The 24,196-nt window shown below is 64.7% G+C and carries 18 protein-coding genes; all 18 read left to right on the forward strand.

What is annotated here, in order from left to right:
- Positions 1–2: 2 nt before the first annotated feature.
- A complete protein-coding gene (locus AC522E_RS04440) occupies positions 3–1,766 on the forward strand; it encodes a peptidoglycan D,D-transpeptidase FtsI family protein (RefSeq protein WP_500749183.1) in 1,764 nt (587 codons plus the stop codon).
- Positions 1,766–3,235: a UDP-N-acetylmuramoyl-L-alanyl-D-glutamate--2,6-diaminopimelate ligase gene (locus tag AC522E_RS04445; protein WP_500749184.1), complete on the forward strand. Its 1,470-nt coding sequence runs from the start codon at positions 1,766–1,768 to the stop codon at positions 3,233–3,235. Before AC522E_RS04440 ends, AC522E_RS04445 begins: the two co-directional genes overlap by 1 nt.
- Complete coding sequence (locus tag AC522E_RS04450) at positions 3,232–4,665, forward strand: UDP-N-acetylmuramoylalanyl-D-glutamyl-2,6-diaminopimelate--D-alanyl-D-alanine ligase (protein WP_500749185.1); 1,434 nt, start codon at positions 3,232–3,234, stop codon at positions 4,663–4,665. The genes AC522E_RS04445 and AC522E_RS04450 overlap by 4 nt, the downstream gene beginning before the upstream one ends.
- Before the next feature lie 3 nt (positions 4,666–4,668).
- Positions 4,669–5,754: a phospho-N-acetylmuramoyl-pentapeptide-transferase gene (gene mraY, locus AC522E_RS04455; RefSeq protein WP_500749186.1), complete on the forward strand. Its 1,086-nt coding sequence runs from the start codon at positions 4,669–4,671 to the stop codon at positions 5,752–5,754.
- 4 nt (positions 5,755–5,758) lie between these two features.
- Positions 5,759–7,153 carry a UDP-N-acetylmuramoyl-L-alanine--D-glutamate ligase gene (murD, locus tag AC522E_RS04460; RefSeq protein WP_500749187.1) on the forward strand — a complete coding sequence of 465 codons (1,395 nt, stop codon included), beginning with the start codon at positions 5,759–5,761 and terminating at the stop codon, positions 7,151–7,153.
- A gap of 5 nt (positions 7,154–7,158) precedes the next feature.
- A complete protein-coding gene (locus AC522E_RS04465; RefSeq protein WP_500749188.1) occupies positions 7,159–8,301 on the forward strand; it encodes an FtsW/RodA/SpoVE family cell cycle protein in 1,143 nt (380 codons plus the stop codon).
- Positions 8,298–9,416 (forward strand): undecaprenyldiphospho-muramoylpentapeptide beta-N-acetylglucosaminyltransferase, encoded by a 1,119-nt coding sequence (gene murG, locus AC522E_RS04470; protein WP_500749189.1) that lies wholly within the window; start codon positions 8,298–8,300, stop codon positions 9,414–9,416. Before AC522E_RS04465 ends, murG begins: the two co-directional genes overlap by 4 nt.
- Positions 9,413–10,828, forward strand: a complete 1,416-nt coding sequence (gene murC, locus AC522E_RS04475) for a UDP-N-acetylmuramate--L-alanine ligase (RefSeq protein WP_500749190.1) — start codon at positions 9,413–9,415, stop codon at positions 10,826–10,828. Before murG ends, murC begins: the two co-directional genes overlap by 4 nt.
- On the forward strand, positions 10,825–11,742 hold the full coding sequence (murB, locus tag AC522E_RS04480) for a UDP-N-acetylmuramate dehydrogenase (protein ID WP_500750586.1): 918 nt from the start codon (positions 10,825–10,827) through the stop codon (positions 11,740–11,742). The genes murC and murB overlap by 4 nt, the downstream gene beginning before the upstream one ends.
- A 58-nt stretch (positions 11,743–11,800) precedes the next feature.
- Positions 11,801–12,724: a D-alanine--D-alanine ligase gene (locus AC522E_RS04485; RefSeq protein ID WP_500749191.1), complete on the forward strand. Its 924-nt coding sequence runs from the start codon at positions 11,801–11,803 to the stop codon at positions 12,722–12,724.
- Positions 12,691–13,671 carry a cell division protein FtsQ/DivIB gene (locus AC522E_RS04490; protein ID WP_500749192.1) on the forward strand — a complete coding sequence of 327 codons (981 nt, stop codon included), beginning with the start codon at positions 12,691–12,693 and terminating at the stop codon, positions 13,669–13,671. The genes AC522E_RS04485 and AC522E_RS04490 overlap by 34 nt, the downstream gene beginning before the upstream one ends.
- Entirely contained in the window at positions 13,668–14,990 is a 1,323-nt protein-coding gene (gene ftsA / locus AC522E_RS04495; RefSeq protein WP_500749193.1) for a cell division protein FtsA, read from the forward strand. Before AC522E_RS04490 ends, ftsA begins: the two co-directional genes overlap by 4 nt.
- A 103-nt stretch (positions 14,991–15,093) precedes the next feature.
- Positions 15,094–16,812 (forward strand): cell division protein FtsZ, encoded by a 1,719-nt coding sequence (ftsZ, locus tag AC522E_RS04500; RefSeq protein ID WP_500749194.1) that lies wholly within the window; start codon positions 15,094–15,096, stop codon positions 16,810–16,812.
- Positions 16,813–17,081: 269 nt separating this feature from the next.
- Positions 17,082–18,029: a UDP-3-O-acyl-N-acetylglucosamine deacetylase gene (gene lpxC / locus AC522E_RS04505; RefSeq protein ID WP_500749195.1), complete on the forward strand. Its 948-nt coding sequence runs from the start codon at positions 17,082–17,084 to the stop codon at positions 18,027–18,029.
- Positions 18,030–18,218: 189 nt separating this feature from the next.
- A complete protein-coding gene (locus AC522E_RS04510) occupies positions 18,219–19,115 on the forward strand; it encodes an outer membrane protein assembly factor BamD (RefSeq protein WP_500749196.1) in 897 nt (298 codons plus the stop codon).
- Between the two features lie 12 nt (positions 19,116–19,127).
- On the forward strand, positions 19,128–20,801 hold the full coding sequence (recN, locus tag AC522E_RS04515) for a DNA repair protein RecN (RefSeq protein WP_500749197.1): 1,674 nt from the start codon (positions 19,128–19,130) through the stop codon (positions 20,799–20,801).
- A gap of 293 nt (positions 20,802–21,094) precedes the next feature.
- A complete protein-coding gene (ligA, locus tag AC522E_RS04520; RefSeq protein ID WP_500749198.1) occupies positions 21,095–23,251 on the forward strand; it encodes an NAD-dependent DNA ligase LigA in 2,157 nt (718 codons plus the stop codon).
- A 47-nt stretch (positions 23,252–23,298) separates the two neighbouring features.
- Positions 23,299–24,165 (forward strand): AraC family transcriptional regulator, encoded by an 867-nt coding sequence (locus AC522E_RS04525; RefSeq protein ID WP_500749199.1) that lies wholly within the window; start codon positions 23,299–23,301, stop codon positions 24,163–24,165.
- Positions 24,166–24,196 lie beyond the last annotated feature (31 nt).

Raw genomic sequence — 24,196 nt, forward strand, 5'->3', positions numbered from 1 at the left:
CCGTGCTGCAAAAGTTCGATCCGGATCTGATCGGCCAGGACGCTGCCCCCAGGCGCAGCGTTTTGAGCTATGTGCGCGAATTGTTTCGCCTCCGGGTGGACAAGAGTACGTCCCGCGTCGGCTTCACGGCGCTCTGCTTCGCGAGCCTGTTCAGCGTCATCGGGGGACGGCTCGTCTACCTTGCGATGACCAGCGACACCTCAAGCGAAGTGCGTCGGGCGGCATCGCTGGAGATCTCGGCGGCACGCCCCGACATCGTCGACCGCAACGGCAACATTCTCGCGACCGACGTCAAGATGGTGTCGGTCTTCGCCGAACCGCGCAATATCATCGACAAGGATGAAGCGGTCGAACTGCTGACCGCTGTCCTTCCCGATCTCGACGCCACGGATCTGCGCAACAAGCTCGGCACGAAAAAAGGCTTTGTCTGGGTGAAACGCGAGATCACGCCGCGCCAGCAGGCCGAGGTGCATCGCCTCGGTATTCCCGGCATCGGCTTCCTGCCCGAAAACAAGCGCATTTACCCGAACGCCGAAGCGGCCGCCCATGTTCTCGGCTTCGCGAATGTCGACAATGTGGGCATCGCCGGCATCGAGAAATATATCGACAGTCAGGGGCTTCAGGACCTGAACGGCGCCGGCTTTGCCATCTCGGCGGCGGACCTCAAGCCGGTGCAGTTGTCCCTCGACCTGCGCGTCCAGCATGCACTTCGCGACGAACTCGCCAAAGGCATGGCGAAGTTCAAGGCCAAGGCAGCGGCCGGCGCCATCATGGATGTGAACACGGGCGAAATGATTGCGCTCGTTTCGCTTCCTGACTTCGACCCGAACAATCCGGTCGACGCATTGGAGAGCGACCGCATCAACCGCATCAATGTCGGCGTGTTCGAGATGGGCTCCACCTTCAAGGCCCTGACCACCGCCATGGCGCTGGATTCGGGCAAGTTCACCATCAACTCCTCGCTCGATGCCCGTTCAGGTCTGCGCTACGGCAAGTTCACCATCGGCGACTACCATGCGACGCACCGCGTGCTGACCGTGCCGGAGGTCTTCATCCACTCGTCCAACATCGGCACTGCGCGCATGGCGCTCGGGATCGGCGTCGAAGGGCATAAGGCCTTCCTGCGCAAGATGGGCCAGCTGACGCGGCTCAAGACGGAGCTGCCCGAGAATGCGGAGCCGATCGTCCCGCCAAGGTGGGGTGAACTCAATACCATGACCATTGCCTTCGGACACGGGCTTGCAGTCGCCCCGCTGCAGGCCCTGATGGCTGTCGGCGCGCTCGTGAACGGCGGTGCCCTGATCACGCCGACCTTCCTCAAGCGTGACGAGGCAGCGGCCCGCAAGGATGCGCTGCAGGTTATCAAGCCCGAAACGAGCGAAGCTCTGCGCTACGTGATGCGCCTCAATGCCTCCAACCCTGCGGGTTCGGCATCCGCCGCGGCCATCGCGGGCTTCTTCGTGGGTGGAAAGACCGGTACGGCGGAGAAGGTCGTCAACGGGCGCTACTCGAAGAACAAGAACTTGACGACATTCACGGCAATATTGCCGGCCGACAAGCCGAAATACGTCTTCCTGACAATCATGGACGAACCCCAGGCCGTCGAAGGCACCTATGGCTTCTCCACGGCCGGCTGGAATGCGGGCCCGATCACCGGCAATATCATCGAGCGCGTGGCGCCCCTGCTTGGGGTTCCGCCCCGGTTCGAGCCGCCCGCGCAGCCTTTCCCTCTGATGTCGCGCCTGGGCGCATGGGGCACGAAATAATGCCGACGAAAAGCTTCCTTCTGAGTGACCTCCTTCCCGAGGCGCAGAACCATGCCGGAGCTTCGCTCGCCGTTGCGAAGATCACCTCCGACAGCCGTAAGGTCGAGGCGGGTTCCGTATTCTTCGCGGTGCCGGGAACGAAAGCGGACGGCATGAGCTTCGTCGCCCAGGCTGCAACGGCGGGCGCGATCGCCATCGTCGGAGAGGCCGATCGTCCCTCGGATCTGCCGTCGGATGTCGTCTTCCTGCGCGTCCCGGATGTGCGTCGTGCTCTTTCCGAAGCCGCATCCCGGTACTTTCCGCGGCAGCCCGAGAAGATCGTTGCCGTCACGGGCACGAGCGGCAAGAGCTCCGTGGCGGATTTTGCGCGCCAGCTCTTCGCCATGCTCGGGCATAAATCGGCGAGCCTCGGTACCCTCGGTGTCATCACATCCGATGGCGCCGCCTACGGATCGCTGACCACACCGGATCCGATCTCGCTGCACGAGACTCTCGACCATCTGGCGCGGGACGGCGTCACCCGGCTGGCGATGGAAGCATCGTCCCACGGCATCGACCAGCGCCGGCTCGACGGGGTTCGCCTGAGTGCTGCCGGCTTCACCAACCTCGGCCGCGATCACCTCGACTATCATGGCACGACCGAGGCCTATGCGGCTGCAAAGCTGCGTCTCTTCGATACGCTCCTGCCGAGCGGCGCTCCAGCGGTCGTCAATGCGGATGGCCCGTACGCGGATGTCTTCATGGAAGGAATCCGGCGGGCCGGACGGACACTTTTGACGACGGGAAGCGCGGGCACTGCGCTTCGTCTTGTCGATGCGCAACCCGACGGCTTCAGGCAAAGCCTGACGGTTGAGGCCTTCGGTCGGACTCTGCGCACGACGCTTCCGCTCCTGGGGGGCTTCCAGATCGAGAATGCCCTGCTCGCGGCGGGCCTTGTGATGGCTGTCGAAGGCGAGAAGCACGCGGCGGATATCGTGGCGGGCTTGGCTCACCTGAAGGGTGTTTCGGGCCGATTGGAACGGGTCGGCGAGATCGACGGCGCCCTCTGCATCGTCGATTATGCCCATAAGCCCGATGCGCTCGCCCATGTGCTCGACGCGCTGCGCCCCTTCACGAAGGGGCGGCTCATCTGTCTCGTCGGCTGCGGCGGCGATCGGGACCGCGGCAAGCGCCCCCTGATGGGCCGGATCGCCGTCGAGAAGGCGGATGCCGTGATCATCACGGACGATAATCCTCGCTCCGAAGATCCGGCGGCGATCCGCGCGGAAATCATGAAAGGCGCCCCCGGCGCCCGTGAGATCGGCGACCGGGCGCAGGCCATCCGGACCGCCGTGAACGACCTCCGCCCGGGAGATGTCCTCGTCGTGGCGGGCAAAGGTCATGAAACGGGCCAAATCATCGGCGACCGGACCCTGCCGTTCTCGGATCACGACGAAGTTCGGGCGGCCATTGCGGAGAGGCAGGGATGACGACGCCCCTATGGACCCTGGATGAAATCGCGGCCGCGACCGGCGCCCGGATCGGCGCGGGCGTGGCACCGGCGTCGGGCGCCTCCATCGATACGCGCACGCTCGCTCCCGGCGATTTTTACTTTGCCATCAAGGGCGACGTCCATGATGGCCACGATTTCGTAACAACGGCACTCGAGAGGGGAGCTGCCGCTGCCTTCGTCTCCGAGGAAAAGGCTCCTGGCTTCAAGGAGGCGGACCGGCTCATCGTCGTGCCCGACGTGCTGGAAGCGATGCGCCAGCTCGCACGCGCCGCCCGTGAGCGGAGTGGTGCGAAGATCGTGGCGATCACCGGGTCCGTGGGGAAGACGGGCACCAAGGAAGCGATGCGCCTCGCCCTGGCCCGCCAGGGCGCGACCCATGCCTCGGTCGCCTCCTACAACAACCATTGGGGTGTGCCCCTGACCCTGGCCCGCATGCCCCGCGAGGCCGAGTTCGGGATTTTCGAGATCGGCATGAATCATGCCGGGGAAATCCTTCCCTTGACGGCGATGGTCCGACCGCACGTGGCCGTCGTCACGACCGTCGAGCCTGTCCATATTGAGTTCTTCCGCTCGATCTGGGGCATCGCGGACGCGAAGGGAGAGATCTTCGCCGGAATCGAGCCCGGCGGGACGGCGGTCCTCAACCGCGACAACTCCTATTTCGATCGCCTGCGCGCGCACGCACTCGCCTCGCGGGCCGGGCGTGTCGTGACCTTCGGCGAGAGCGATGGCGCTGATGTCCGCGCGGAGCGCATCATCGTAAAACCCGACCTGTCCATCGTGGAGGCACGGGTTTTTGGCCAGCCACTGGCCTATCGGATCGGGACGCCGGGGCGGCATATCGCCCTCAATTCCCTGAGCGTTCTCGCCGCCGCCCATGCACTCGGCGCCGATCTGGCGCTGACGGCGCTCGCTTTTTCGGATCTGAAGCCGCCTGTCGGTCGCGGCGAGCGGACCATGCTGTCCCTGAAGGATGGCGAAGCGCTGCTGATCGATGAGAGCTACAACGCCAATCCAGCCTCGATGCGGGCGGCGCTCGCCAATCTCGGCGCGGTGGAGGTTCCCCGACGGGGACGCCGCATCGCCGTCCTCGGCGACATGAAAGAACTCGGAGCGGACGGACCTGCCCTCCACGAAGGTCTGGCCGAGGCGGTCACAGCCAACCGGGTCGACCATGTCTTCCTGGCCGGCCCCTTGATGGAGCATCTGGCCGGCAAACTGCCGCAGGCGCAGGTCATGGCCCGCGAACCGGCATCGGCAGATCTGATCGAGGCGGTCTGCGCCGCCGTACGGCCGGGTGATGCCGTCATGGTCAAGGGATCGCTGAGCATGAAGATGGCTTTGGTTGTCAAAGCCCTGAAAGAACGTTACGGCGCTGGCGAAACCGGCCACGCGCTGAAAGGATGATCGATGTTGACCTGGTTGGCTGAGTTCAGCCCCTATTTCAGCCCTCTCAATATTTTCCGCTACATCACGTTCCGCACCGGCGGCGCGACCGCGACGGCGCTCCTCTTCGTCTTCCTTTTCGGACCCGCCATCATCTCCCTGCTTCGCGTGCGCCAGGGCAAGGGTCAGCCGATCCGTGAGGACGGCCCGCAATCGCACCTGCTGACGAAGCGCGGCACGCCGACCATGGGCGGTCTCATGATCATGGCCGGGGTGCTGGTTTCCACACTGCTCTGGGCCAATCTGGCCAACCACTATGTCTGGGTGGTGCTGTTCGTCACGGTGGGCTTTGGCGCCATCGGGTTCTATGACGACTTTCTCAAGGTGACCAAACAATCCCACAAGGGATTTTCGGGTCGCTCCCGCCTCGCCATCGAGGCGCTGATCGCAGCGGCCGCCTGTATTGCGATCTCGTATATGGCGACCCCTGGACTCGCCAACAAAGTGGCGCTGCCTTTCTCGAAGGAATTGATCCTCAATCTCGGCTGGTTCTATATCGTCTTCGGCGGGTTCGTGATCGTCGGCGCCGGCAACGCCGTCAATATCACCGACGGCCTGGACGGTCTGGCGATCGTCCCGGTAATGATCGCGGCGGGCACCTTCGGCTTCATCGCCTACCTCGCCGGTAACGCTGTCTTTGCCAACTACCTCCAGATCCATTTCGTGCCCGGCACCGGAGAGCTCGCGGTGATCTGCGGTGCGCTGATCGGGGCAGGTCTCGGATTTCTCTGGTTCAACGCCCCTCCGGCGCAGATCTTCATGGGTGATACCGGGTCGCTGGCGCTCGGCGGACTGCTCGGCACCATCGCTGTCGCGACGAAACACGAGATCGTGCTCGCCATCGTCGGCGGCTTGTTCGTGCTGGAGATCATGTCCGTGATCATCCAGGTCGCGTCGTTCAAGCTCACCGGCAGGCGCGTCTTCAAAATGGCACCGATCCATCACCATTTCGAGCAACTCGGCTGGACCGAGCCGCAGGTGGTGATCCGGTTCTGGATCATCTCAGTCGTCCTGGCGCTGGTCGGGCTTGCCACCCTGAAACTCCGGTGAGCCGATGACGCCCGTCACCTCCTTCGCCGGAAAAACAGTTGCGCTCTTTGGTCTCGGCGGGTCCGGGCTGGCGACGGCGCTCGCCTTGAAGGAGGGCGGCGCTCATGTCATCGCCTGCGACGACAATCCGGCGAAGATAGCGGAGGCGCAGGCAAGGGACATCGAGACCGGTGATCTGCGGACGCTCGACTGGTCCCGGATTTCGTCGCTCATCCTTTCGCCCGGCGTTCCCCTGACCCATCCTGCGCCGCACTGGTCCGCGGTGCTGGCGAAGGAAGCCGGCGTCGAAATCATCGGCGATATCGAGCTGTTCTGCCGCGAACGGGCAACGGTGGCGCCAAACGCTCCGTTCATCGCCATCACCGGCACCAACGGCAAGTCCACGACGACGGCGCTTATCGCGCATATCCTGCGCGAGGCCGGACACGACGTGCAGATGGGCGGCAATATCGGCACCGCGATCCTCTCGCTCGACCCGCCCTCGGACGATCGGGTTCATGTCGTCGAGTGTTCGTCGTTCCAGATCGACCTCACGCCTTCTCTGGCGCCGACCATCGGCATCCTCCTCAATATCTCGCCCGATCACCTCGACCGGCATGGGACGATGGAAGACTATGCCGCCATCAAGGAAAGGTTGGTGGCGAAGGCCCGGCATGCCATCGTCGGCGTCGACGATGACCTGAGCCGTGAGATTGCCGACGCCTGCGAGGCGAAAGGCATCGATGTGACGCCCGTTTCAACTGGTCCCTTGCATGGGAAAGGCTTCTTCGCCGACGGTGCGACGCTGTTCCATGCAACCTCTTCGGGCCCGGAGCAGGTGGCGGATCTTACGGGCATTCATTCCCTGCGCGGCGCGCACAACGCTCAAAATGCGGCGGCAGCCATCGCCGTTGCCACGGCGATGAATATCCCAGCGGACAAAATCAGATCGGGCCTCGGCACCTTTCCCGGACTGCCCCATCGGATGGAGGAGATCGGCCGGCTTGGTTCGACGCTGTTCATCAACGATTCGAAAGCGACGAACGCAGATTCCACCGAGAAGGCGCTCAAATCCTTTGACAACATCCTCTGGATTCTGGGCGGCAAACCGAAAGAGGGCGGAATCGCGTCCCTGCGGCCGTACTTTTCGAAGATCAAGAAAGCCTACCTCATCGGAGCGGCATCGGACGAATTCGCCGGGACACTTGGCGACGAGGTCGCTTACATGCGCGCAAGCACGCTCGACCGTGCGGTCGAGCAGGCAGCGCAGGATGCGGCTATCATGGATACGGCGCCGGTCGTGCTGCTGTCACCGGCTTGCGCCTCGTATGATCAATATCCGAACTACGAGGTGCGCGGGGATCATTTCCGCGCCCTTGTCAGAAACCTGCCCGGCATCAACCCGACGATGGGAGCCTGACGATCATGGTGTCACGCGCGGAACGTTCGGCCTTCGGCGATTGGTGGTGGACCGTCGACCGGGTGCTGCTGGCCTCCCTGGCGATCCTTGCGCTGACGGGCCTTGTCTTTCTCATGGCCGGCGGACCTCCTGTGGCTGAGCGCCTCGGGTTGTCGACATTCCATTTCGTGAATCGGCAGGTCCTCTTCCTGATCCCCGCCCTCGCCATTCTTCTTCCCGTCTCCTTCCTGTCCCTGCGCCATGTCCGCCGCCTTGCCCTGCTGATCTATTTCGCAGGGATGGGTCTGATCCTCCTGGCCTTTCAGTTCGGGCCGGAGATCAAAGGCGCCCATCGCTGGATCATGATCGGGCCGCTCGGCATTCAGCCTTCGGAATTCGTGAAGCCGGCCTTTGTCATCCTGGCGGCCTGGGCCTTTTCGGAAGGTGCCCGGCGCAAGGACATGCCTGGCGCGCTACTTGCCTTCCTCATCCTTCCCGCCACCATCGTGCCGCTGATCCTCCAGCCGGATTTCGGCCAGACGATGCTCATCACCATCGTATGGTGCGGCCTGTTCTTCGTAGCCGGCCTACACTGGTTCTGGGTCATGGGTCTGGGCGGTGCAGGCCTGATCGGCATCGTGGCGGCCTACGAGTTCCTGCCGCACGTGCGCGCCCGAATCGAGCGCTTCATGGACAAGTCCTCCGGCGATACGTTCCAGGTCGACATGGCCATGGAATCCTTCGCCCGCGGCGGCTGGCTCGGGCGTGGGCCGGGTGAAGGATCCGTGAAGCGCATCCTGCCGGACGCCCATACCGACTTCATCTTCGCCGTCACGGCGGAGGAGTTCGGCATCGTCGTGTGCATCGGTCTGCTGATGCTCTTCGCCTTCATCGTTCTGCGCGGCCTGACGCTCGCCCGCCGCAACGAGGATACGTTCTGCCGCCTTGCGGCGACCGGCCTCATCATGATGTTCGGCCTCCAGGCGGCCATCAACATGATGGTCAATGTCCACCTCATGCCCGCCAAGGGCATGACGCTGCCGTTCATCTCCTATGGCGGATCGTCGCTCCTGTCGCTGGCGCTCAGCATGGGTTTCCTTGTCGCCCTCACACGCCGCCGTCCGCGTGCCGAGACGATGGATTTCTTCCAGGATTCGCCGCGCTCATGACGGGTCCCCTGATCCTTCTCACCGCAGGCGGTACGGGAGGGCATCTCTTTCCGGCCGAGGCTCTCGCCAACGCCCTGAAGGCATCGGGCGCGCGGATCGCACTGGCGACTGACAAGCGCGCCAATGCCTATGCCGGATCGTTCCCGGCTGACGAGATCGTGGAGGTGCCATCCGCAACGCCGTCCGGACGGTCTCCCCTCCAGATGGCGAAGGCTGCGTTGACTCTCGGGCGCGGGACGCTCGCCGCGATCCGGACCATCCGCCGCATGAAGCCGGCGGTCGTGGTGGGCTTTGGTGGGTACCCGACGGTTCCCCCGGTCATGGCGGCGTCGTTCCTGGGCGTGCCTACGGTCATCCACGAGGCCAATGCCGTCATGGGGCGAGCGAACCGGCTCCTGGCCCGGCGCGCATCGGTGATCGCGACGGGGTTCGCGGCCGCCCAGGGCGTTCCCGCGGGCGTTCCAGGGACCAGGATCCATACCGGCAACCCGATCCGGCCCGCCGTTCTCGAAGCGTCGCGGAAGAGCTATCTGGCGCCGGTCGACGGCGGGAGGCTTCGGTTGCTCGTCGTCGGCGGCAGCCAGGGTGCGCGGGTGATGAGTGACGTCGTTCCGCCCGCTCTCGAACTTCTTCCACCCGCCCTGCGATCGCGGATCGAGGTCTGCCAGCAGGCACGGGGAGAGGACCTGGAGCGGGTCCGGGCGCATTATTCACGCCTCGGGGTTCCGTTCGAGGCGGAACCTTTCTTCAAGGACCTGCCAGGAAGGATGGCAGATGCCCACCTCGTCGTTGCCCGGTCCGGCGCATCGACCGTCGCCGAACTCGCCGCCATCGGCCGGCCATCGATTCTCGTCCCCCTGCCGGGCGCTCTCGACCAGGATCAGGCGGCCAATGCCAAAACCCTGGGCGATCTGGGTGCTGCCATCGTTCTTCCACAACCAGCCTTCACTCCTGAGCGGCTGGCGCAGGAAATCGGGACGCTTCTGCAGGAGCCGGACCGCTTGACGCGGGCGGCTGCTGCCGCACATAGCGCCAGCATCACAGACGCGGCCGAGCGCCTGGCTCAGGCCGTGTCCCATCTCGCCTCTTCGAACAAGAACGGAAAAACCTCATGAAGCTGCCGCCGAAACTCGGACCCATTCACTTCATCGGCATCGGCGGCATTGGCATGTCGGGCATCGCCGAAGTCATGCACAATCTCGGTTACACCGTGCAGGGCTCGGACGCCTCTGACAACTATAACGTCAAGCGCCTCGCCGAGAAGGGCATCAAGACCTTTATCGGTCACAAGGCGGAGAACGTGGACGGGGCTGAGATCGTCGTTGTTTCTACGGCGATCAAGCGCGACAATCCCGAACTCACCACTGCACGAGAGAAACGCCTGCCCGTGGTCCGCCGCGCCGAAATGCTGGCGGAGCTGATGCGGTTCAAGTCCTGCGTCGCAGTGGCCGGCACCCACGGCAAGACCACGACCACATCGCTCGTCGCCACCCTGCTCGATGCGGGCGGTCTCGATCCGACCGTCATCAATGGCGGCATCATCAATGCCTATGGCACCAATGCCCGCATGGGCGAGGGCCAGTGGATGGTTGTGGAGGCGGACGAATCCGACGGCACATTCCTCAAGCTGCCCGCGGACGTGGCAATCGTCACCAATATCGATGCCGAGCATCTCGACCATTTCGGAAGCTACGACGCCATCAAGGATGCATTCCGCTCCTTCATCGACTCGATCCCATTCTACGGCTTTGCGGTGATGTGCATCGACCACCCCACCGTGCAGGATCTGGTCGGCCGCATCGAAGATCGACGCATCATCACCTACGGAGAGAATCCGCAGGCCGATGTGCGGCTCATGGACGTGGATACGCGGGGAGGGCAGAGTCGGTTCCGCGTCATGATCCGAGACCGCCGTCCGGGCTTCCGCCTCGAGCTCGAGGATCTCGTCCTGCCCATGCCGGGTGCGCACAACGCGCTGAACGCCACCGCGGCGATTGCCGTGGCGCACGAACTCGGCGTTTCGCCCGATGCCATCCGCAAGGCGCTCGCCGGCTTCGGCGGCGTGAAGCGTCGTTTCACCCGAACGGGCGAGTGGAACGGCGTGACGGTCTTCGACGATTACGGACACCATCCCATCGAAATCGCAGCGGTGCTCAAGGCCGCGCGTTCGTCGACGGACGGTCAGGTGATCGCCGTCGTGCAGCCGCACCGCTATACCCGGCTCTCGTCCCTGTTCGATCAATTCTGCACCTGCTTCAACGACGCCGACGCCGTGATCGTTGCGCCGGTCTATGCGGCGGGCGAGCAGCCGATTCCCGGAGCTGATCGGGACGGGCTCGTTTCCGGACTCAAGGCGCGCGGCCACCGCAACGTGATGGCTCTCGAGAAATCCGAGGATCTGGCAGGGCTGATCAAGGGCATCGCCAAGCCCGGAGATTATGTGATCTGCCTCGGGGCGGGCAACATCACCCAATGGGCCTATGCCCTGCCCGGGGAGCTCGAGGCGCTCGGCGAAAAGGCAGCCTGATGTTTCGTGACCTGACGGCCGAACTGAAGGCGCGGATGCCGAATCTGCGCGGCAAGCTCGAAGCGAACGCGCCGACCGCGCCCCTGTCCTGGTTCCGCACGGGCGGGCCCGCACAGGTTCTGTTCACGCCCGCCGACGAGGACGATCTCGCCTATTTCCTCGCTGGACTCGATCGGCAGATCCCCATTCTCGTGGTCGGTCTCGGCTCCAATCTGCTCATCCGGGACAACGGCTGGGAAGGTGTCGTGATCCGTCTCGGCAAGGGCTTCTCCGACATCGCCGTCGAGGACGGGTATAGGATCCGCGCCGGCGCGGCTGCGCCCGACGTGAAGGTGGCGCGGGCTGCGGCGGAAGCAGGCATCGCCGGCCTCTCGTTCCTGCGCGGCATTCCCGGCACCATCGGCGGCGCGCTGCGCATGAATGGCGGTGCCTATGGCGGCGAAACGAAGGATGTTCTCGTCGAAGCGCGAGGCGTGACGCGCGCCGGCGTGCGGATCGTCTGCTCCAACGCCGACATGGGCTTCACCTATCGACATTCGGCCGTGCCCGACGACGTGGTCTTCACACAGGCGCTTTTTCAGGGCCGTCCCGGCGACTCCACCGCAATTCTGGCCGAGATGAATACGATCACGGAAGCGCGATCCTCGACGCAGCCGGTCAATACCCGCACGGGCGGTTCCACCTTCAAGAATCCGGAAGGGCACAAGGCCTGGGAGCTGATCGACGCCGCCGGGTGCCGGGGCCTTCGCATCGGCGATGCCCAGGTGTCGGAAATGCACTGCAACTTCCTGATCAACCACGGATCCGCTTCGGCCGCCGATATCGAGGCTCTCGGCGAAGAGGTGCGCAAGCGCGTCCGCCAGGCTTCCGGCATCGAGCTCGAATGGGAAATCAAGCGCGTCGGACGGCCCTGACATCCGACCCGAATCACACCCGACCACGCCGTCATCGACGGTCCATGGAGAGCATATCATGAGCAAACACGTTGCCGTTCTCTATGGCGGTTGGTCAGCGGAACGAGAGGTCAGCCTGGCCTCGGGCCGCGCTTGCGCCAAGGCGCTCGAGGAGCGCGGCTACAGGGTGACGCCCATCGACGTCCAGCCCGACATTGCCACCGTGCTCGAGGCAACCGCTCCCGAGGTCGTCTTCAACGCGCTCCATGGCCGGGGCGGCGAGGACGGGACGATCCAGGGCCTCCTGGAAATCCTTTGCATCCCCTATACCCATTCCGGCGTCCTCGCGTCGGCGCTGGCCATGCATAAGGACCGCGCGAAGGTCGTCATGCAGGCGGCCGGCGTCCCGGTTCCCTTTGGGAAGGTTGTTAACCGTTTGGAGGCGGCGAGGAGCCACGTTCTGCCGGCGCCCTACGTGATCAAGCCGGTCAGCGAAGGCTCCTCGGTCGGAGTCATTATCGTGCGCGAGGACCGCAGCCATCCGCCCCAGGAACTCCTCCGGGAGGATTGGGCCTTCGGCGAGAAAGTCCTTGTCGAATCATACGTTGCGGGGCGCGAACTCACCTGTGCGGTGATGGGCGACAGGGCCCTCGGGGTCATCGACATCAGGCCCGCCACGGGTGTGTTCTACGACTATGATGCAAAGTATGCGAAGGGAGGCTCCATTCACGTCCTCCCGGCAGAAATTAAACCGAATATTTACCAAAAGGTCCAAGAGTTGGCGTTAACGGCGCATCAAGCGCTCGGCTGTCGGGGAATCAGCCGCGCCGACTTACGGTATGACGATACTCCCGGGGGGACCGGGGAACTCGTGGTACTCGAGGTCAACACGCAACCCGGCATGACCGAGACGAGCTTGGTGCCAGAATTGGCAGCCCATGCGGGCTATTCGTTTGGCGAGCTTGTGCAATGGATGGTGGAGGACGCTACCTGCAACCGATGACGGCCTACAAGGCCGGCAGCCCGGTTGCGCGCGCGACCGCCGCCGCACCGCGCAAGGCGGGCGCCCCGCGGATCGGTCTCATCAAGCGGTTCCGTCCCACCAAGAGCGTCAGGCGCCGTTCCGCCGGTGTTCCGATCGAGCGGCGCATCCCGCGCTATCTGGGAACGGTTCTTACCCTTGGTTTCTTCGGGGCCGTCGCGGTAACGGGACTCTGGCAGGGCGGTCACCTCAACGATTTCATCCGCAAGAACGGCGAGCCGCATCACGCCCTGGCGCGCCTCGTCGGCCTCGGACTGGAGCAGATCACCATTTCCGGCCTGTCGCAGATGCGCGAGGCCGAAGTTCTCGCCGCTGCCGGTCTCGATGCCAAGCTGTCTTTGGTGTTCCTCGATGTGAACAATGTGCGCGAGCGCCTCGAGCGCGTTCCGATGGTCAAGAGCGCAACTGTCCGCAAGCTCTATCCGAACGAACTGGTCATCGGCCTGACCGAGCGCGAGCCTGATGCGATCTGGCAGCTCAAGGGCGAACTGTTCGTGATCTCCGCCGACGGCACCGTGATCGACCTGATGCAGGATGCCCGCTATGTCGGTTTGCCGTTCGTGGTGGGCGAGCAAGCCAATACCCGCAGCAAGGACTATATCGCGCTGCTCGAGGCCGCCGGTCCTCTCAAGAGCCGCATCCGCGCCGGGACTCTCGTTGCCGGTCGCCGGTGGAATCTCAAGATGGACAACGGCTTGGACGTGAGCCTGCCTGAACTCGGAGCTGCCGATGCGCTGGCGAGGCTCGTGAAGCTCGAGCGCGAGCAGAAAATTCTCGAGAAGGACGTGCTGGCGATCGATCTGCGGATGGCGGACCGTGTCGTCGTCCGTTTGACGGAAGAGGCGGCTTCGGCCCGCGCCGATGCCCTGAAGAAAAAACCGGTGCGCGGCAAAGGAGTCGAAACATGAGTCGGTCGGGTCATGGTCTGACACCGCGCCTGAAGCCGCTGTCCGCGCGCAAGAGCGCCATTCTCTCCGTCCTTGACATCGGGACGAGCAAGGTGGTGTGCGTCGTGGCCGAGCTGAAGCCGGCCGATGAGGTCGAATCTCTGCGCAGTCGTACCCATGTGGCGCGCATTCTCGGAATCGGGCATCAGCGGTCCGTTGGTCTTAAGGGCGGCGTGATCGTCGATCTCGAAGCCGCCGAGACATCGATCCGGCAGGCTGTCCATGCAGCAGAGCGCATGGCGAAGGTCGAGATCCAGTCCGTCATCGTCAACCTTACGGGTGGGCGGCTGAGTTCTGAACATTTCGAGGCGCATGTTCCCGTGCGCGGCGCGGTCGGTGACGGCGATGTCCACCGTGTGCTCGATATCGCGAGCAGTTACGATCCGCGTCGGGGCAGGGCGGTCCTGCATGCTCTGCCGACGGGTTTCTCACTTGATGCGCAAAGCCATATCGTCGACCCCGCCGGGATGATCGGCGAGCGCCTCGGAGTCGATCTCCACGTCGTCTCGTCAGAAGCTGCCGCGGCGCGTAACCTGATGCTCGCGGTCGAGCGCTGCCATCTCGGTGTCGAGGCGGTGATCGCCACGCCCTACGCTGCAGGTCTGTCGGCCCTGGTCGACGACGAGGCCGACATGGGCTGCGCCGTGGTCGATATGGGCGGCGGCACGACCAGCGTCGGAATTTTCATGAACGGTCACCTCGTGCATGCCGATGCCATCGCTGTCGGCGGGCATCACGTGACCATGGATATCGCCCGCGGGCTGACGACGCGTGTCTCAGCCGCGGAGCGCCTCAAAACGCTCTATGGGTCGGCGATCGCATCGAGCGCGGACGACCGCGACATGATCGCCGTTCCGCAGGTTGATGAAGACGAGCGCGATGTTCCCAACCATCTGCCGAAGTCGCATCTGGTCAGGATCATCAAGCCGCGGGTCGAGGAGATCCTCGAACTCGTTCGCGACCGGTTGAAATCGGCGGGATTCGCCGCGCAGGCCGGCCGGCGCGTGGTGCTGACGGGCGGCGCGAGCCAGCTTGTCGGCCTGCCGGAGACGGCGCGGCGCATTCTGCAGGGTCAGGTTCGTGTCGGGCGCCCGCTCGGCATCAAGGGCCTGCCCGAAGCGGCCAAAGGCCCAGCCTTTTCGGCGGTGGTCGGCCTGCTGGTCTATCCGCAGGTAGCGCATATCGAGTATTTCGAGCCGCGCTCCAGTGGCTTGTTTCAGAGTACGGGAACCGACGGCTACATCTCGCGGGTGGGCCGGTGGATTCGCGATAGTTTTTAACGCGTAAGGCGGTGGCGCGGCGGCCATCGCCCAGAGTTCAAGTCAACCAAGGGTAAGCGTCGGCCGAACGCTGTCGGTACAAAGGCCAAAGAGGCATCAGGTCATGGCAATCAATTTGCAAGCTCCGGACATCCGGGAACTCAAGCCACACATCACGGTTTTCGGCGTCGGCGGTGCTGGCGGCAATGCCGTGAACAACATGATCGAGTCCGGGCTCCAGGGCGTCGAGTTCGTGGTCGCGAACACCGATGCGCAGGCCCTCGCATCGTCCAAGGCCGATCGTATCGTGCAGATGGGTCTGCAGGTGACCGAGGGTCTCGGCGCCGGTTCTCAGCCGGAAGTCGGACGCGCGGCGGCGGAAGAGGTGATGGACGAGATCCGCGACCAGCTCGCCGGCTCCCACATGGTGTTCATCACCGCAGGCATGGGCGGCGGAACGGGCACCGGTGCGGCGCCCGTGGTGGCCCGAGCCGCCCGTGAACTCGGGATCCTGACCGTCGGCGTCGTCACGAAGCCGTTCCAGTTCGAAGGTGTCCGCCGCATGCGTCTGGCGGAGGCCGGCATCACCGAACTGCAGCAGTCGGTCGATACGCTCATCGTCATCCCGAACCAGAATCTCTTCCGGGTCGCCACCGAGAAGACGACCTTCGCCGATGCCTTCGCCATGGCGGACCAGGTGCTCTACTCGGGCGTCGCCTGCATCACCGATCTGATGGTCAAGGAAGGTCTCATCAACCTCGACTTCGCCGATGTGCGTTCGGTCATGCGCGGCATGGGCAAGGCCATGATGGGCACGGGCGAATCCTCCGGCGAGAAGCGCGCCATCCGCGCGGCCGAGGCCGCCATCGCCAACCCGCTCCTCGACGACGTGTCGATGAAGGGGGCACGCGGCCTGCTGATCTCCATCACGGGTGGCAATGATCTCACCCTCTACGAACTCGACGAGGCCGCCACCCGCATCCGCGAAGAGGTGGATCAGGACGCCAACATCATCCTCGGCGCCACCTTCGACGAGAGCCTCGAGGGCATCATCCGCGTGTCGGTGGTCGCCACCGGCATCGATCAGATCGCCGGCGCGGAAGGCGTGGACCTGACCTCCACGGAGCAGCGGATCTCGGAAGTGGCTGAACGCCTGCGCGCCGAGGCCCGCGCCCGTGTCGCCCAGACCCAGGCCGTCCCCACCTTTCGCGCCGCCGCCCCAGCCGAAACGGTGAAGGCGGTTCCCGCTGCGATCGAGGCCGCTCCGGCTGCCACCCCAGCCTATGTCTCCATGGCGACCCCTGTCGTCGAGCCGGCTCCCCAGCCGGTCGTTCGCGACGATGTGGTCCTCACGCCGACCCAGCCGAAGCAGGCCATGGCCTACGAGGCCCCGGTCGTGGCTGAGCCCGCCTATCACGAGGATCCTGCGGCCCAGGGCGCCTTCATTCCGCCGCAGCCCGAGCGGGCCATGCGCCCGGCCCGGATGCCCCGGATCGACGAACTGCCGATTCCGGCGCAGAACCAGATCCGCGCCAGTCGCGGGGAGGAAGCGCCGCACGACACCAAGCGGATGTCGCTGCTCCAGCGTCTCGCCACGGTCGGCTTTGGCCGCCGGGACGACCACGCGCCCGCGGAGGCCGCTCCGCAACGCCAGGCTCCCGAGGCGCCCCGTCAGCAGATGTCGCCGGTCCACGCGGAATACGCCAAGCGGCCTGCGAGCCCGCAGGGCTACCGCCCCGCTCAGGGCCATCCTGAGCAACAGCCCCGGATGCCCGCGGCCCAGCGCAGTGTGGAAGACGACCAGCTGGAAATCCCGGCCTTCCTCCGCCGCCAGGCGAACTAGCGTCAGCGATCGGCAACAAATCAGGCCTCCGGCTGTTACACAGCCGGAGGCTTTTTCATAATTTGTTTACTTTTCAATAACTTACAAATGGCCGAGGTTGTAACAGACGGTAAAAAAGCGTGATTTGGCCTAGCCTGCATCGAGTCCTATGTTCCCTTCATCTTAAAGGCAGGATTCGCAGGAATTCTGCGGGGCACGAACAAGAACAGCGGGCGCTCAAGGCCAAAGCGGATCATCCGCCGGAACGCGACGCTCGAGGTCGAGTAAAGATGAAGCAGAGCCAGCAAACCACGCTTCGCGCAGCCGTCGCTCTCATTGGCGCCGGCGTCCATTCCGGAGACGAGGTCAAGATCGTTCTCCACCCCGCGGAGGTGAATCATGGCATCGCTTTCCTGCGCACCGGCCTGCCTGGGGGTCTCGAGCGCCTGATCGACGCACGTCATCTGGCCGTTACCGCCACCGAGCTCTGCACCGTGATTGGAGACCGTGATAGCGGCGCCGTCGCCACGATCGAGCACCTGATGGCTGCTCTCACGGGCCTTGGCATCGACAACGTGCTGGTCGAGATCGATGGGCCGGAAGTCCCGATTCTCGATGGCAGCGCCGCGCCCTTCATCGACGCCATCGATCAGGTCGGCCTGGCCTCGCAGGCGGCCACCCGCCGCTACCTGAAGGTTCTCAAGCCTGTCCGCGTCACTCAGGGCAAGGCCTTCGCCGAACTGCTTCCCAACGAGCGTGCTTTCCGCCTGGATGTCGAGATCGATTTCCCGACGCCGGTGATCGGCCGCCAACGCAAGGCCATTGACCTGTCTCCTTCGGTATTCCGCAAGGATATTTCCCGCGCCCGCACCTTCGGCTTCATGCATGACGTCGAGAAGCTCTGGAGTGCCGGATTCGCTCTGGGGGCCTCGCTCGAGAACACGGTCGCCATCGGCGACGACGGCGTGATGAATCCGGAAGGCCTGCGCTACGGCGACGAGTTTGTGCGGCACAAGATCCTCGATGCGGTCGGCGATCTCTCCCTTGCCGGCTTCCCGCTGCTCGGCACCTACCGCTCCTATTGCGGCGGCCACCGGCTGAATTTCTCGGTGCTGGAAGCCCTGTTCGAGAGCCGTTCCAATTACACCATCGTGGATGGCAGCGCTCGCCGGGAAACGGGTTACGCGGAGCTTGGCAGCGGCGTCGCCGTTCCGGCCTTTGCGCCCGAAATCCATTAAAAGTCCCGCTTTCGGCCGTTCCTGGGCGCCCCATTCGCAGCGGGCGCCTTTTGGTCGCATGATTTCGCCCCTCATCCCCAAACCGACTGGGTAAAGCCTGACGGATAGGGTTGGCTCTTTGCCCGCGCATAGGTTAAAGAGCCTTTGCACCGTTACAACCCGGGCACTATTTTCGGAGGACCGCGAAGCATGTCTTTCGCGAAGGCTTATTTAGGATTGAGGGATAGCGTCGTTCGCGCGCTGGTGATCGGGGCCTGCGGCCTGACCGTCGCCGGCTGCGATACCCTTTCGTCGCTCAATCCATTCGACAAGAGCGAAACCTACAAGCCGGAAATCGTGGCGAGCGTCCCGGCCGAGCAGATCTACAACGATGGGCTCGCCCGGATCCAGAAGAAGGATTACGAGGGGGCGGCCAAGAAGTTCTCCACCCTCGACAAGCAGTATCCCTATTCCGACTGGTCGCGCAAAGGCCTGATCATGGAGGCCTATGCCAACTACGAGGGCGGCCTCTACGACGAGTCCATCACTGCGGCGAAGCGCTATCTCCAGATGCATCCGTCCACCCCGGATGCGGCCTATGCGCAGTATCTGCTGGCGTCTTCCTATTACGACCAGATCCCGGACATCACCCGCGATCAGGAGAAGTCGGAGCGGGCGCTCCTCGCGTTGCAGGAGCTGATCCAGCGCTATCCGACTTCGGAATACGTCGCCGACGCGAAGAAGAAGATCCAGGTCGCCAGCGACCAGCTGGCCGGCAAGGAGCTCGAGGTCGGTCGCTTCTATCTGCAGAAGCGCAACTATTCGGGCGCCATCAATCGCTTCCGCACCGTCGTCTCGCGTTATCAGACAACCCGTCACGTGGAGGAGGCGCTGGAGCGCCTGGCCGAAGCCTACATGGCCATGGGCATCGTCGCCGAGGCGCAGACTGCCGCCGCGGTTCTCGGACACAACTTCCCTGACAGTCCCTGGTACAAGGACGCCTACGCATTGCTGACCAAGGGCGGCGTCGAGCCGCGCGAGAATTCCGAATCGTGGATCAGCAAGGCCTTCCGCGGCGTTCCCCAGGTCGGTCAGCGGGCGGGGTAAGCCTCACCTTCCATGCTGATCCAGCTGGCGATTCGCGACATCGTCCTTATCGACAAGCTCGAGCTCCATTTCCGTGAGGGCCTCAGCGTCCTCACGGGCGAAACCGGAGCAGGCAAGTCGATCCTGCTCGATGCTTTTGCATTGGCTCTTGGCGGGCGGGGTGATGGAAGCCTCGTCCGGCACGGTGAGGCTCAAGGTCAGGTCACTGCCGTCTTCGACTGCCCGATGGACCATCCCGCCCGCCGCATCGCCGCTTCCGCGGAGATCGACGTGGACGGAGACCTGATCCTGCGCCGCGTCCAGGTGGCCGACGGGCGCACACGTGCGTTCGTCAACGATCAACCGATCAGTGTCCAGGTCCTGAGGGCCATCGGCTCCGCGCTCGTCGAGATACACGGTCAGCACGACGATCGCGCCCTCGTCGACCCGGTCACCCATCGGGCGATCCTCGATGCATTCGGCAATCTGTCCGGTGAGGTCCAGGCGGTCGGCGAGGCCGCGAGACAGGTCCGGGATGCCCGGCAGGCCTTGCAGGAGCATCGGGGTCGCATCGAGAAGGCGCGCAAGGAGGCCGATTTCCTCCGCCATGCCGTCGAGGAACTGAGCAAGCTCGCACCGAAGGCCGGCGAGGAGGAAACCCTCTCGGAGCGACGCATCGTCATGATGCAGTCGGAAAAGGTCGCGACGGACCTCAACGAAGCCTTCGATGCGGTGGCGGGCTCCTCGTCGCCTGTTCCCGTTCTTTCCGCCGCCGTGCGCAAGCTGGAGCGACGCAGTGCCCAGGCGCCGTCCCTCGTGGATCCGAGCGTCCAGGCCCTCGACGCGGCGCTCGTCGCCATCGACGAGGCCCGTGCCGCCCTTGAGGAGGCCATCCGCGCCGCGGAGTTCGATCCGCGCGAGCTGGAGCAGACCGAGGAGCGTCTCTTCGCCCTGCGCGCCGCCGCCCGCAAATACGATGTTCCGGCCGATGAGCTGGCAGCCCTCCAGCAGCGCTTCGTCGAGGACGTGGCGGCCATCGACGCTGGCGAGGAGCGGCTGGGGGAACTCGAAGCAGTTCTGAACGAGGCCGAGCGGGCCTATGTCGCGGCGGCCAAGATCCTGTCTTCGGGCCGGCGCAAGGCCGCCCGGGCGCTCGATGCCGCCGTGCAGGCCGAGCTTCCGCCCTTGAAGCTGGAACGGGCGCGCTTCATCACGGAGATCCAGACGGACGAGGACAGTCGCGATCCCAATGGGTTCGACCGGGTCGAGTTCTGGGCCCAGACCAATCCCGGCACCAAACCGGGCCCGCTGATGAAGGTGGCGTCCGGGGGCGAACTGTCCCGCTTCATGCTCGCGCTCAAGGTCGTGCTTGCCGACAAGGGATCCGCTCCGACCCTGGTGTTCGACGAGATCGATACGGGAGTCGGCGGCGCGGTCGCGGACGCCATCGGCCAGCGCCTCTCCCGGCTGGCCCAGCGGGTTCAGGTCATGGCAGTCACCCATGCCCCACAGGTCGCGGCGCGGGCTGAGAGCCATTTTCTCATCGCGAAGGAGGGCGTGCGCGGCTCCGATCGGGTTGCGACCCGCGTCGTCCCGCTGGACGATGGCCCGCGCCGCGAGGAGATCGCGCGCATGCTCGCCGGTGCCACCATCACCGAGGAAGCCCGCGCCGCCGCCGCCCGCCTGCTCGAAGCGGCGGTGCATTAGCGCTCGGTCGACACGGCTGAGCCGTCATTCCGGGGCCGCGTCAGCGGAGCCCGGACCCCATATCCGCCAAGCGTTGCGGGAGGGTGCAGGGGTAACCGTGGCCCTCTCTTCCCCAACGCCAGTGTTCATGGGGTATGCGGCTTCGCGTGGCCCTTCCGGTCGGGCCCAGCGCTCCGCTGCTCCGGCCTGGCAGAGGAGCTCCGGAGGGAAGGGAGCGAGCTATCCCCAGCGTTCCTCTGGAGAGTCCCGCCGGGAGCGCTATGGTTTCCCGTTCCTCATTTTCGATTCGATCCATGGCCCGGCACAAAACCTCCTCGGAAATACCCGTCGATCAACTCAGCTTCGTCGAGGCTCAGGCCGAGCACGGGACCCTTGAACGCGAGATCGCCGAGCATGACCGGCGTTATTATGAAGAAGATGCGCCAACGGTTTCGGATGCCGAGTATGATGCCCTGCGCAAGCGATACGAGGCTCTCGAGGCGCAGTTCCCGGAGCTGACGAGCACCGAGAGCCTGACCCAGAAGGTGGGCGCCAAGGCTTCAGAGAAGTTCGCCAAGGTCCGCCACCGGGTCCCGATGCTGTCGCTGGCGAACGGCTTCGAGGACGAGGAGGTCGTCGAGTTCGTCGAGCGCATCCGCCGCTTCCTGCAGCTCAAGCCCGAGTCGAAGCTGCTCTTCACGGCCGAGCCGAAGATCGATGGCCTGTCGCTGAGCCTGCGCTACGAGGCGGGCCGTCTCGTCAGTGCGGCGACTCGCGGCGACGGAGCGGTCGGCGAGGACGTGACAGCCAATGCCCGCACGGTTCATGACATCCCCCATACCCTGAAGGGCGCCAGGGTCCCCGATGTGTTCGAGGTGCGCGGCGAGGTCTACCTCTCGCATCGGGACTTCGCCGCGATCAACGAACGGCAGGCGGCGGCCGGCAAGCCGCTCTTCGCCAACCCGCGCAACGCGGCCGCGGGCAGTCTGCGGCAACTGGATTCCAGGATCACGGCATCGCGTCCCCTTTGCTTCTTCGCCTATGGCTGGGGCGAAGTCAGCGCCATGCCGGCAACGACGCAGCATGGCATGGTCGAGGCCCTGAAGTCCTTCGGGTTCCAGACCAATCCGCTGACGCGCCTGTGCTCCAGCGTCGAGGAACTGCTGGAGCATTACCACGCCATCGAGACCGACCGGGCCAATCTCGGCTATGATATCGACGGAGTCGTGTACAAGGTCGACGACCTGGGGCTCCAGACCCGCCTCGGATTCGTTTCCCGCTCGCCCCGCTGGGCGCTGGCGCACAAGTTCCCCGCGCAGCAGGCCATGACCGTGCTCGAGGATATCGAGATCAATGTCGGTCGCACCGGCTCGCTCAATCCCATCGCGAAATTGAAGCCCGTGACGGTCGGCGGCGTCGTCGTCTCGAATGCGACACTCCACAACGAGGATTACATCAAGGGCATCGATGGCGACGGTCAGCCGATCCGCAACGGCGTCGATATCCGCATCGGCGACACGGTGGTGGTGCTGCGCGCCGGCGACGTGATCCCCAAAGTGCTCGATGTGGTGCTCGACAAGCGCCCGCCGAGCGCGAAGCCCTATGTTTTCCCGACGGTCTGCCCCGCCTGCGGCAGCCATGCGGTGCGCGAGGTCAACCCTCGCACGGGCAAGGAGGATTCGGTGCGCCGCTGTACGGGCGGCCTCATCTGCCCTGCCCAGGCCCGCGAGCGGCTGAAACATTTCGTCTCGCGCAACGCCTTCGACATCGAGGGCCTCGGCGGGCAGCGCATCGAGGACTTCTATGCGGAGGGTCTGATCCGGAGCCCGCAGGACATCTTCACCCTGGAAGCGCGGAATGCCCGCAGCCTTCAGAGGCTGGAGAACCGGGAAGGATGGGGGGCGACGAGCACGAAGAACCTTTTCGCCGCCATCGATGCGCGCCGGACCATCGCGCTCAACCGCTTCATCTTCGCTCTCGGCATCCCCCATATCGGCGAAACCTCGGCCCGCCTGCTCGCACGCCATTTCGGCTCCTTCGAGGCCTTGCGCGAAACGGCGAAGGCCGCCGCCGATCCGACGTCCGACGCCCATGCGGAGCTCACGGCCATCGGCGGGATCGGCCCCGTGGTTGCCGAGGCGATCGTCGAGTTCTTCAGGGAGAAGCACAACGAGGATATGCTCGATGCGCTTCTGGCCCAGGTCGGGACAGTGCCGATGGAGGCGACCGCCTCGGCTTCCCCCGTTGCGGGCAAGACGGTGGTCTTCACGGGCTCCCTGGAACAGATGACCCGTGAGGAGGCCAAGGCCATGGCCGAGCGCCTCGGAGCCAAGGTGTCGGGCTCGGTGTCCAAGAAGACCGATATCGTCGTGGCGGGACCCGGAGCAGGATCGAAGCTCGACAAGGCGAAGGAGTTCGACGTCCAGGTGATGGACGAGGACGGCTGGTTCGCGCTGGTCGGACGCCCATGAGACTCCTGTACAAGACGCGCCGGCGCGGATGTGGCATCGTGTAGGCCATGACGGTCATCAGTCCGGAGCTTTCGCTCGATCCTGACCAGCGCGCCCTGGGCGACGTAACGCATTTCTGGCGGGTCCCGCGGCATCGCGGCCTCGAATGCCTGCGTGCGACTTTCCGCCGTCACGCCTACGCCAGGCACAGCCACGAGACCTATGCCATCGCGGCGATTCTCTCGGGTTGCGAGACCTTCTTCTATCGCGGCGAGCAGCGCTACGCCGGCCCGGGCTCCATTGCCATCGTCTGTCCCGACGAAATTCATGACGGGGAGCCTTATGGCGGCGGCTTCGAATACCGCACGTTCTACCCCTCCGTTGAACTGATGCAGGAGATCGCGGAGGATGTCGCCGGCCGCTCCATGACCGGCGCCCCCTGGTTTCCGCACGCGGTCGTGGCGGATCCGGAACTCGCAAACGCCCATGCGTGTCTTCACGCCTGCCTTTGCCATGACGACGTCTGGACCTCGGAGATGGAGCAGGATACCCGGTTAGTGGCATTTCTGGCCCGGCTGATCGTCCGGTGGGCCGATCTCGATGCTGCCGCACCCCTCCGCTACGGTCCCAAAGGCATCGCCCGGGTGAAGGACTATCTCGACAGCCATCTCGGGCAGGAAGCGGAACTGGCGAATCTCGCGGCCATTGCAGGGCTCTCGCGCAGTCACTTCATCCGCGCCTTCCGTAAGGAAACAGGCCTGACGCCTCACGCCTATCTCGTCGACCGGCGTTTCCGGGCAGCGCGCCGTCTTCTCGAGCGGGGAGAGGCACCGGGAGCAGTCGCCGCCACCTGCGGTTTCTTCGATCAGAGCCATCTCAACCGGGTCTTCAAAGCCCGCATGGGCGTGACCCCAGGGGCCTTTCGCGCCGCCTGAAGAGCACTTTCATCCAAGACCGTTCGATCAC

The sequence above is a fragment of the Microvirga sp. BF8 genome (assembly GCF_059888585.1).

What these genes read in the sequence shown, in the direction of transcription:
- AC522E_RS04445 (WP_500749184.1), top strand. Translation starts at nt 1,766, where the DNA reads ATGCCGACGAAAAGCTTCCTTCTGAGTGACCTCCTTCCCGAGGCGCAG.
- AC522E_RS04450 (WP_500749185.1), top strand. Translation starts at nt 3,232, where the DNA reads ATGACGACGCCCCTATGGACCCTGGATGAAATCGCGGCCGCGACCGGC.
- mraY (WP_500749186.1), top strand. Translation starts at nt 4,669, where the DNA reads ATGTTGACCTGGTTGGCTGAGTTCAGCCCCTATTTCAGCCCTCTCAAT.
- murD (WP_500749187.1), top strand. Translation starts at nt 5,759, where the DNA reads ATGACGCCCGTCACCTCCTTCGCCGGAAAAACAGTTGCGCTCTTTGGT.
- AC522E_RS04465 (WP_500749188.1), top strand. Translation starts at nt 7,159, where the DNA reads ATGGTGTCACGCGCGGAACGTTCGGCCTTCGGCGATTGGTGGTGGACC.
- murG (WP_500749189.1), top strand. Translation starts at nt 8,298, where the DNA reads ATGACGGGTCCCCTGATCCTTCTCACCGCAGGCGGTACGGGAGGGCAT.
- murC (WP_500749190.1), top strand. Translation starts at nt 9,413, where the DNA reads ATGAAGCTGCCGCCGAAACTCGGACCCATTCACTTCATCGGCATCGGC.
- AC522E_RS04485 (WP_500749191.1), top strand. Translation starts at nt 11,801, where the DNA reads ATGAGCAAACACGTTGCCGTTCTCTATGGCGGTTGGTCAGCGGAACGA.
- AC522E_RS04490 (WP_500749192.1), top strand. Translation starts at nt 12,691, where the DNA reads ATGGATGGTGGAGGACGCTACCTGCAACCGATGACGGCCTACAAGGCC.
- ftsA (WP_500749193.1), top strand. Translation starts at nt 13,668, where the DNA reads ATGAGTCGGTCGGGTCATGGTCTGACACCGCGCCTGAAGCCGCTGTCC.
- ftsZ (WP_500749194.1), top strand. Translation starts at nt 15,094, where the DNA reads ATGGCAATCAATTTGCAAGCTCCGGACATCCGGGAACTCAAGCCACAC.
- lpxC (WP_500749195.1), top strand. Translation starts at nt 17,082, where the DNA reads ATGAAGCAGAGCCAGCAAACCACGCTTCGCGCAGCCGTCGCTCTCATT.
- AC522E_RS04510 (WP_500749196.1), top strand. Translation starts at nt 18,219, where the DNA reads ATGTCTTTCGCGAAGGCTTATTTAGGATTGAGGGATAGCGTCGTTCGC.
- recN (WP_500749197.1), top strand. Translation starts at nt 19,128, where the DNA reads ATGCTGATCCAGCTGGCGATTCGCGACATCGTCCTTATCGACAAGCTC.
- ligA (WP_500749198.1), top strand. Translation starts at nt 21,095, where the DNA reads ATGGCCCGGCACAAAACCTCCTCGGAAATACCCGTCGATCAACTCAGC.
- AC522E_RS04525 (WP_500749199.1), top strand. Translation starts at nt 23,299, where the DNA reads ATGACGGTCATCAGTCCGGAGCTTTCGCTCGATCCTGACCAGCGCGCC.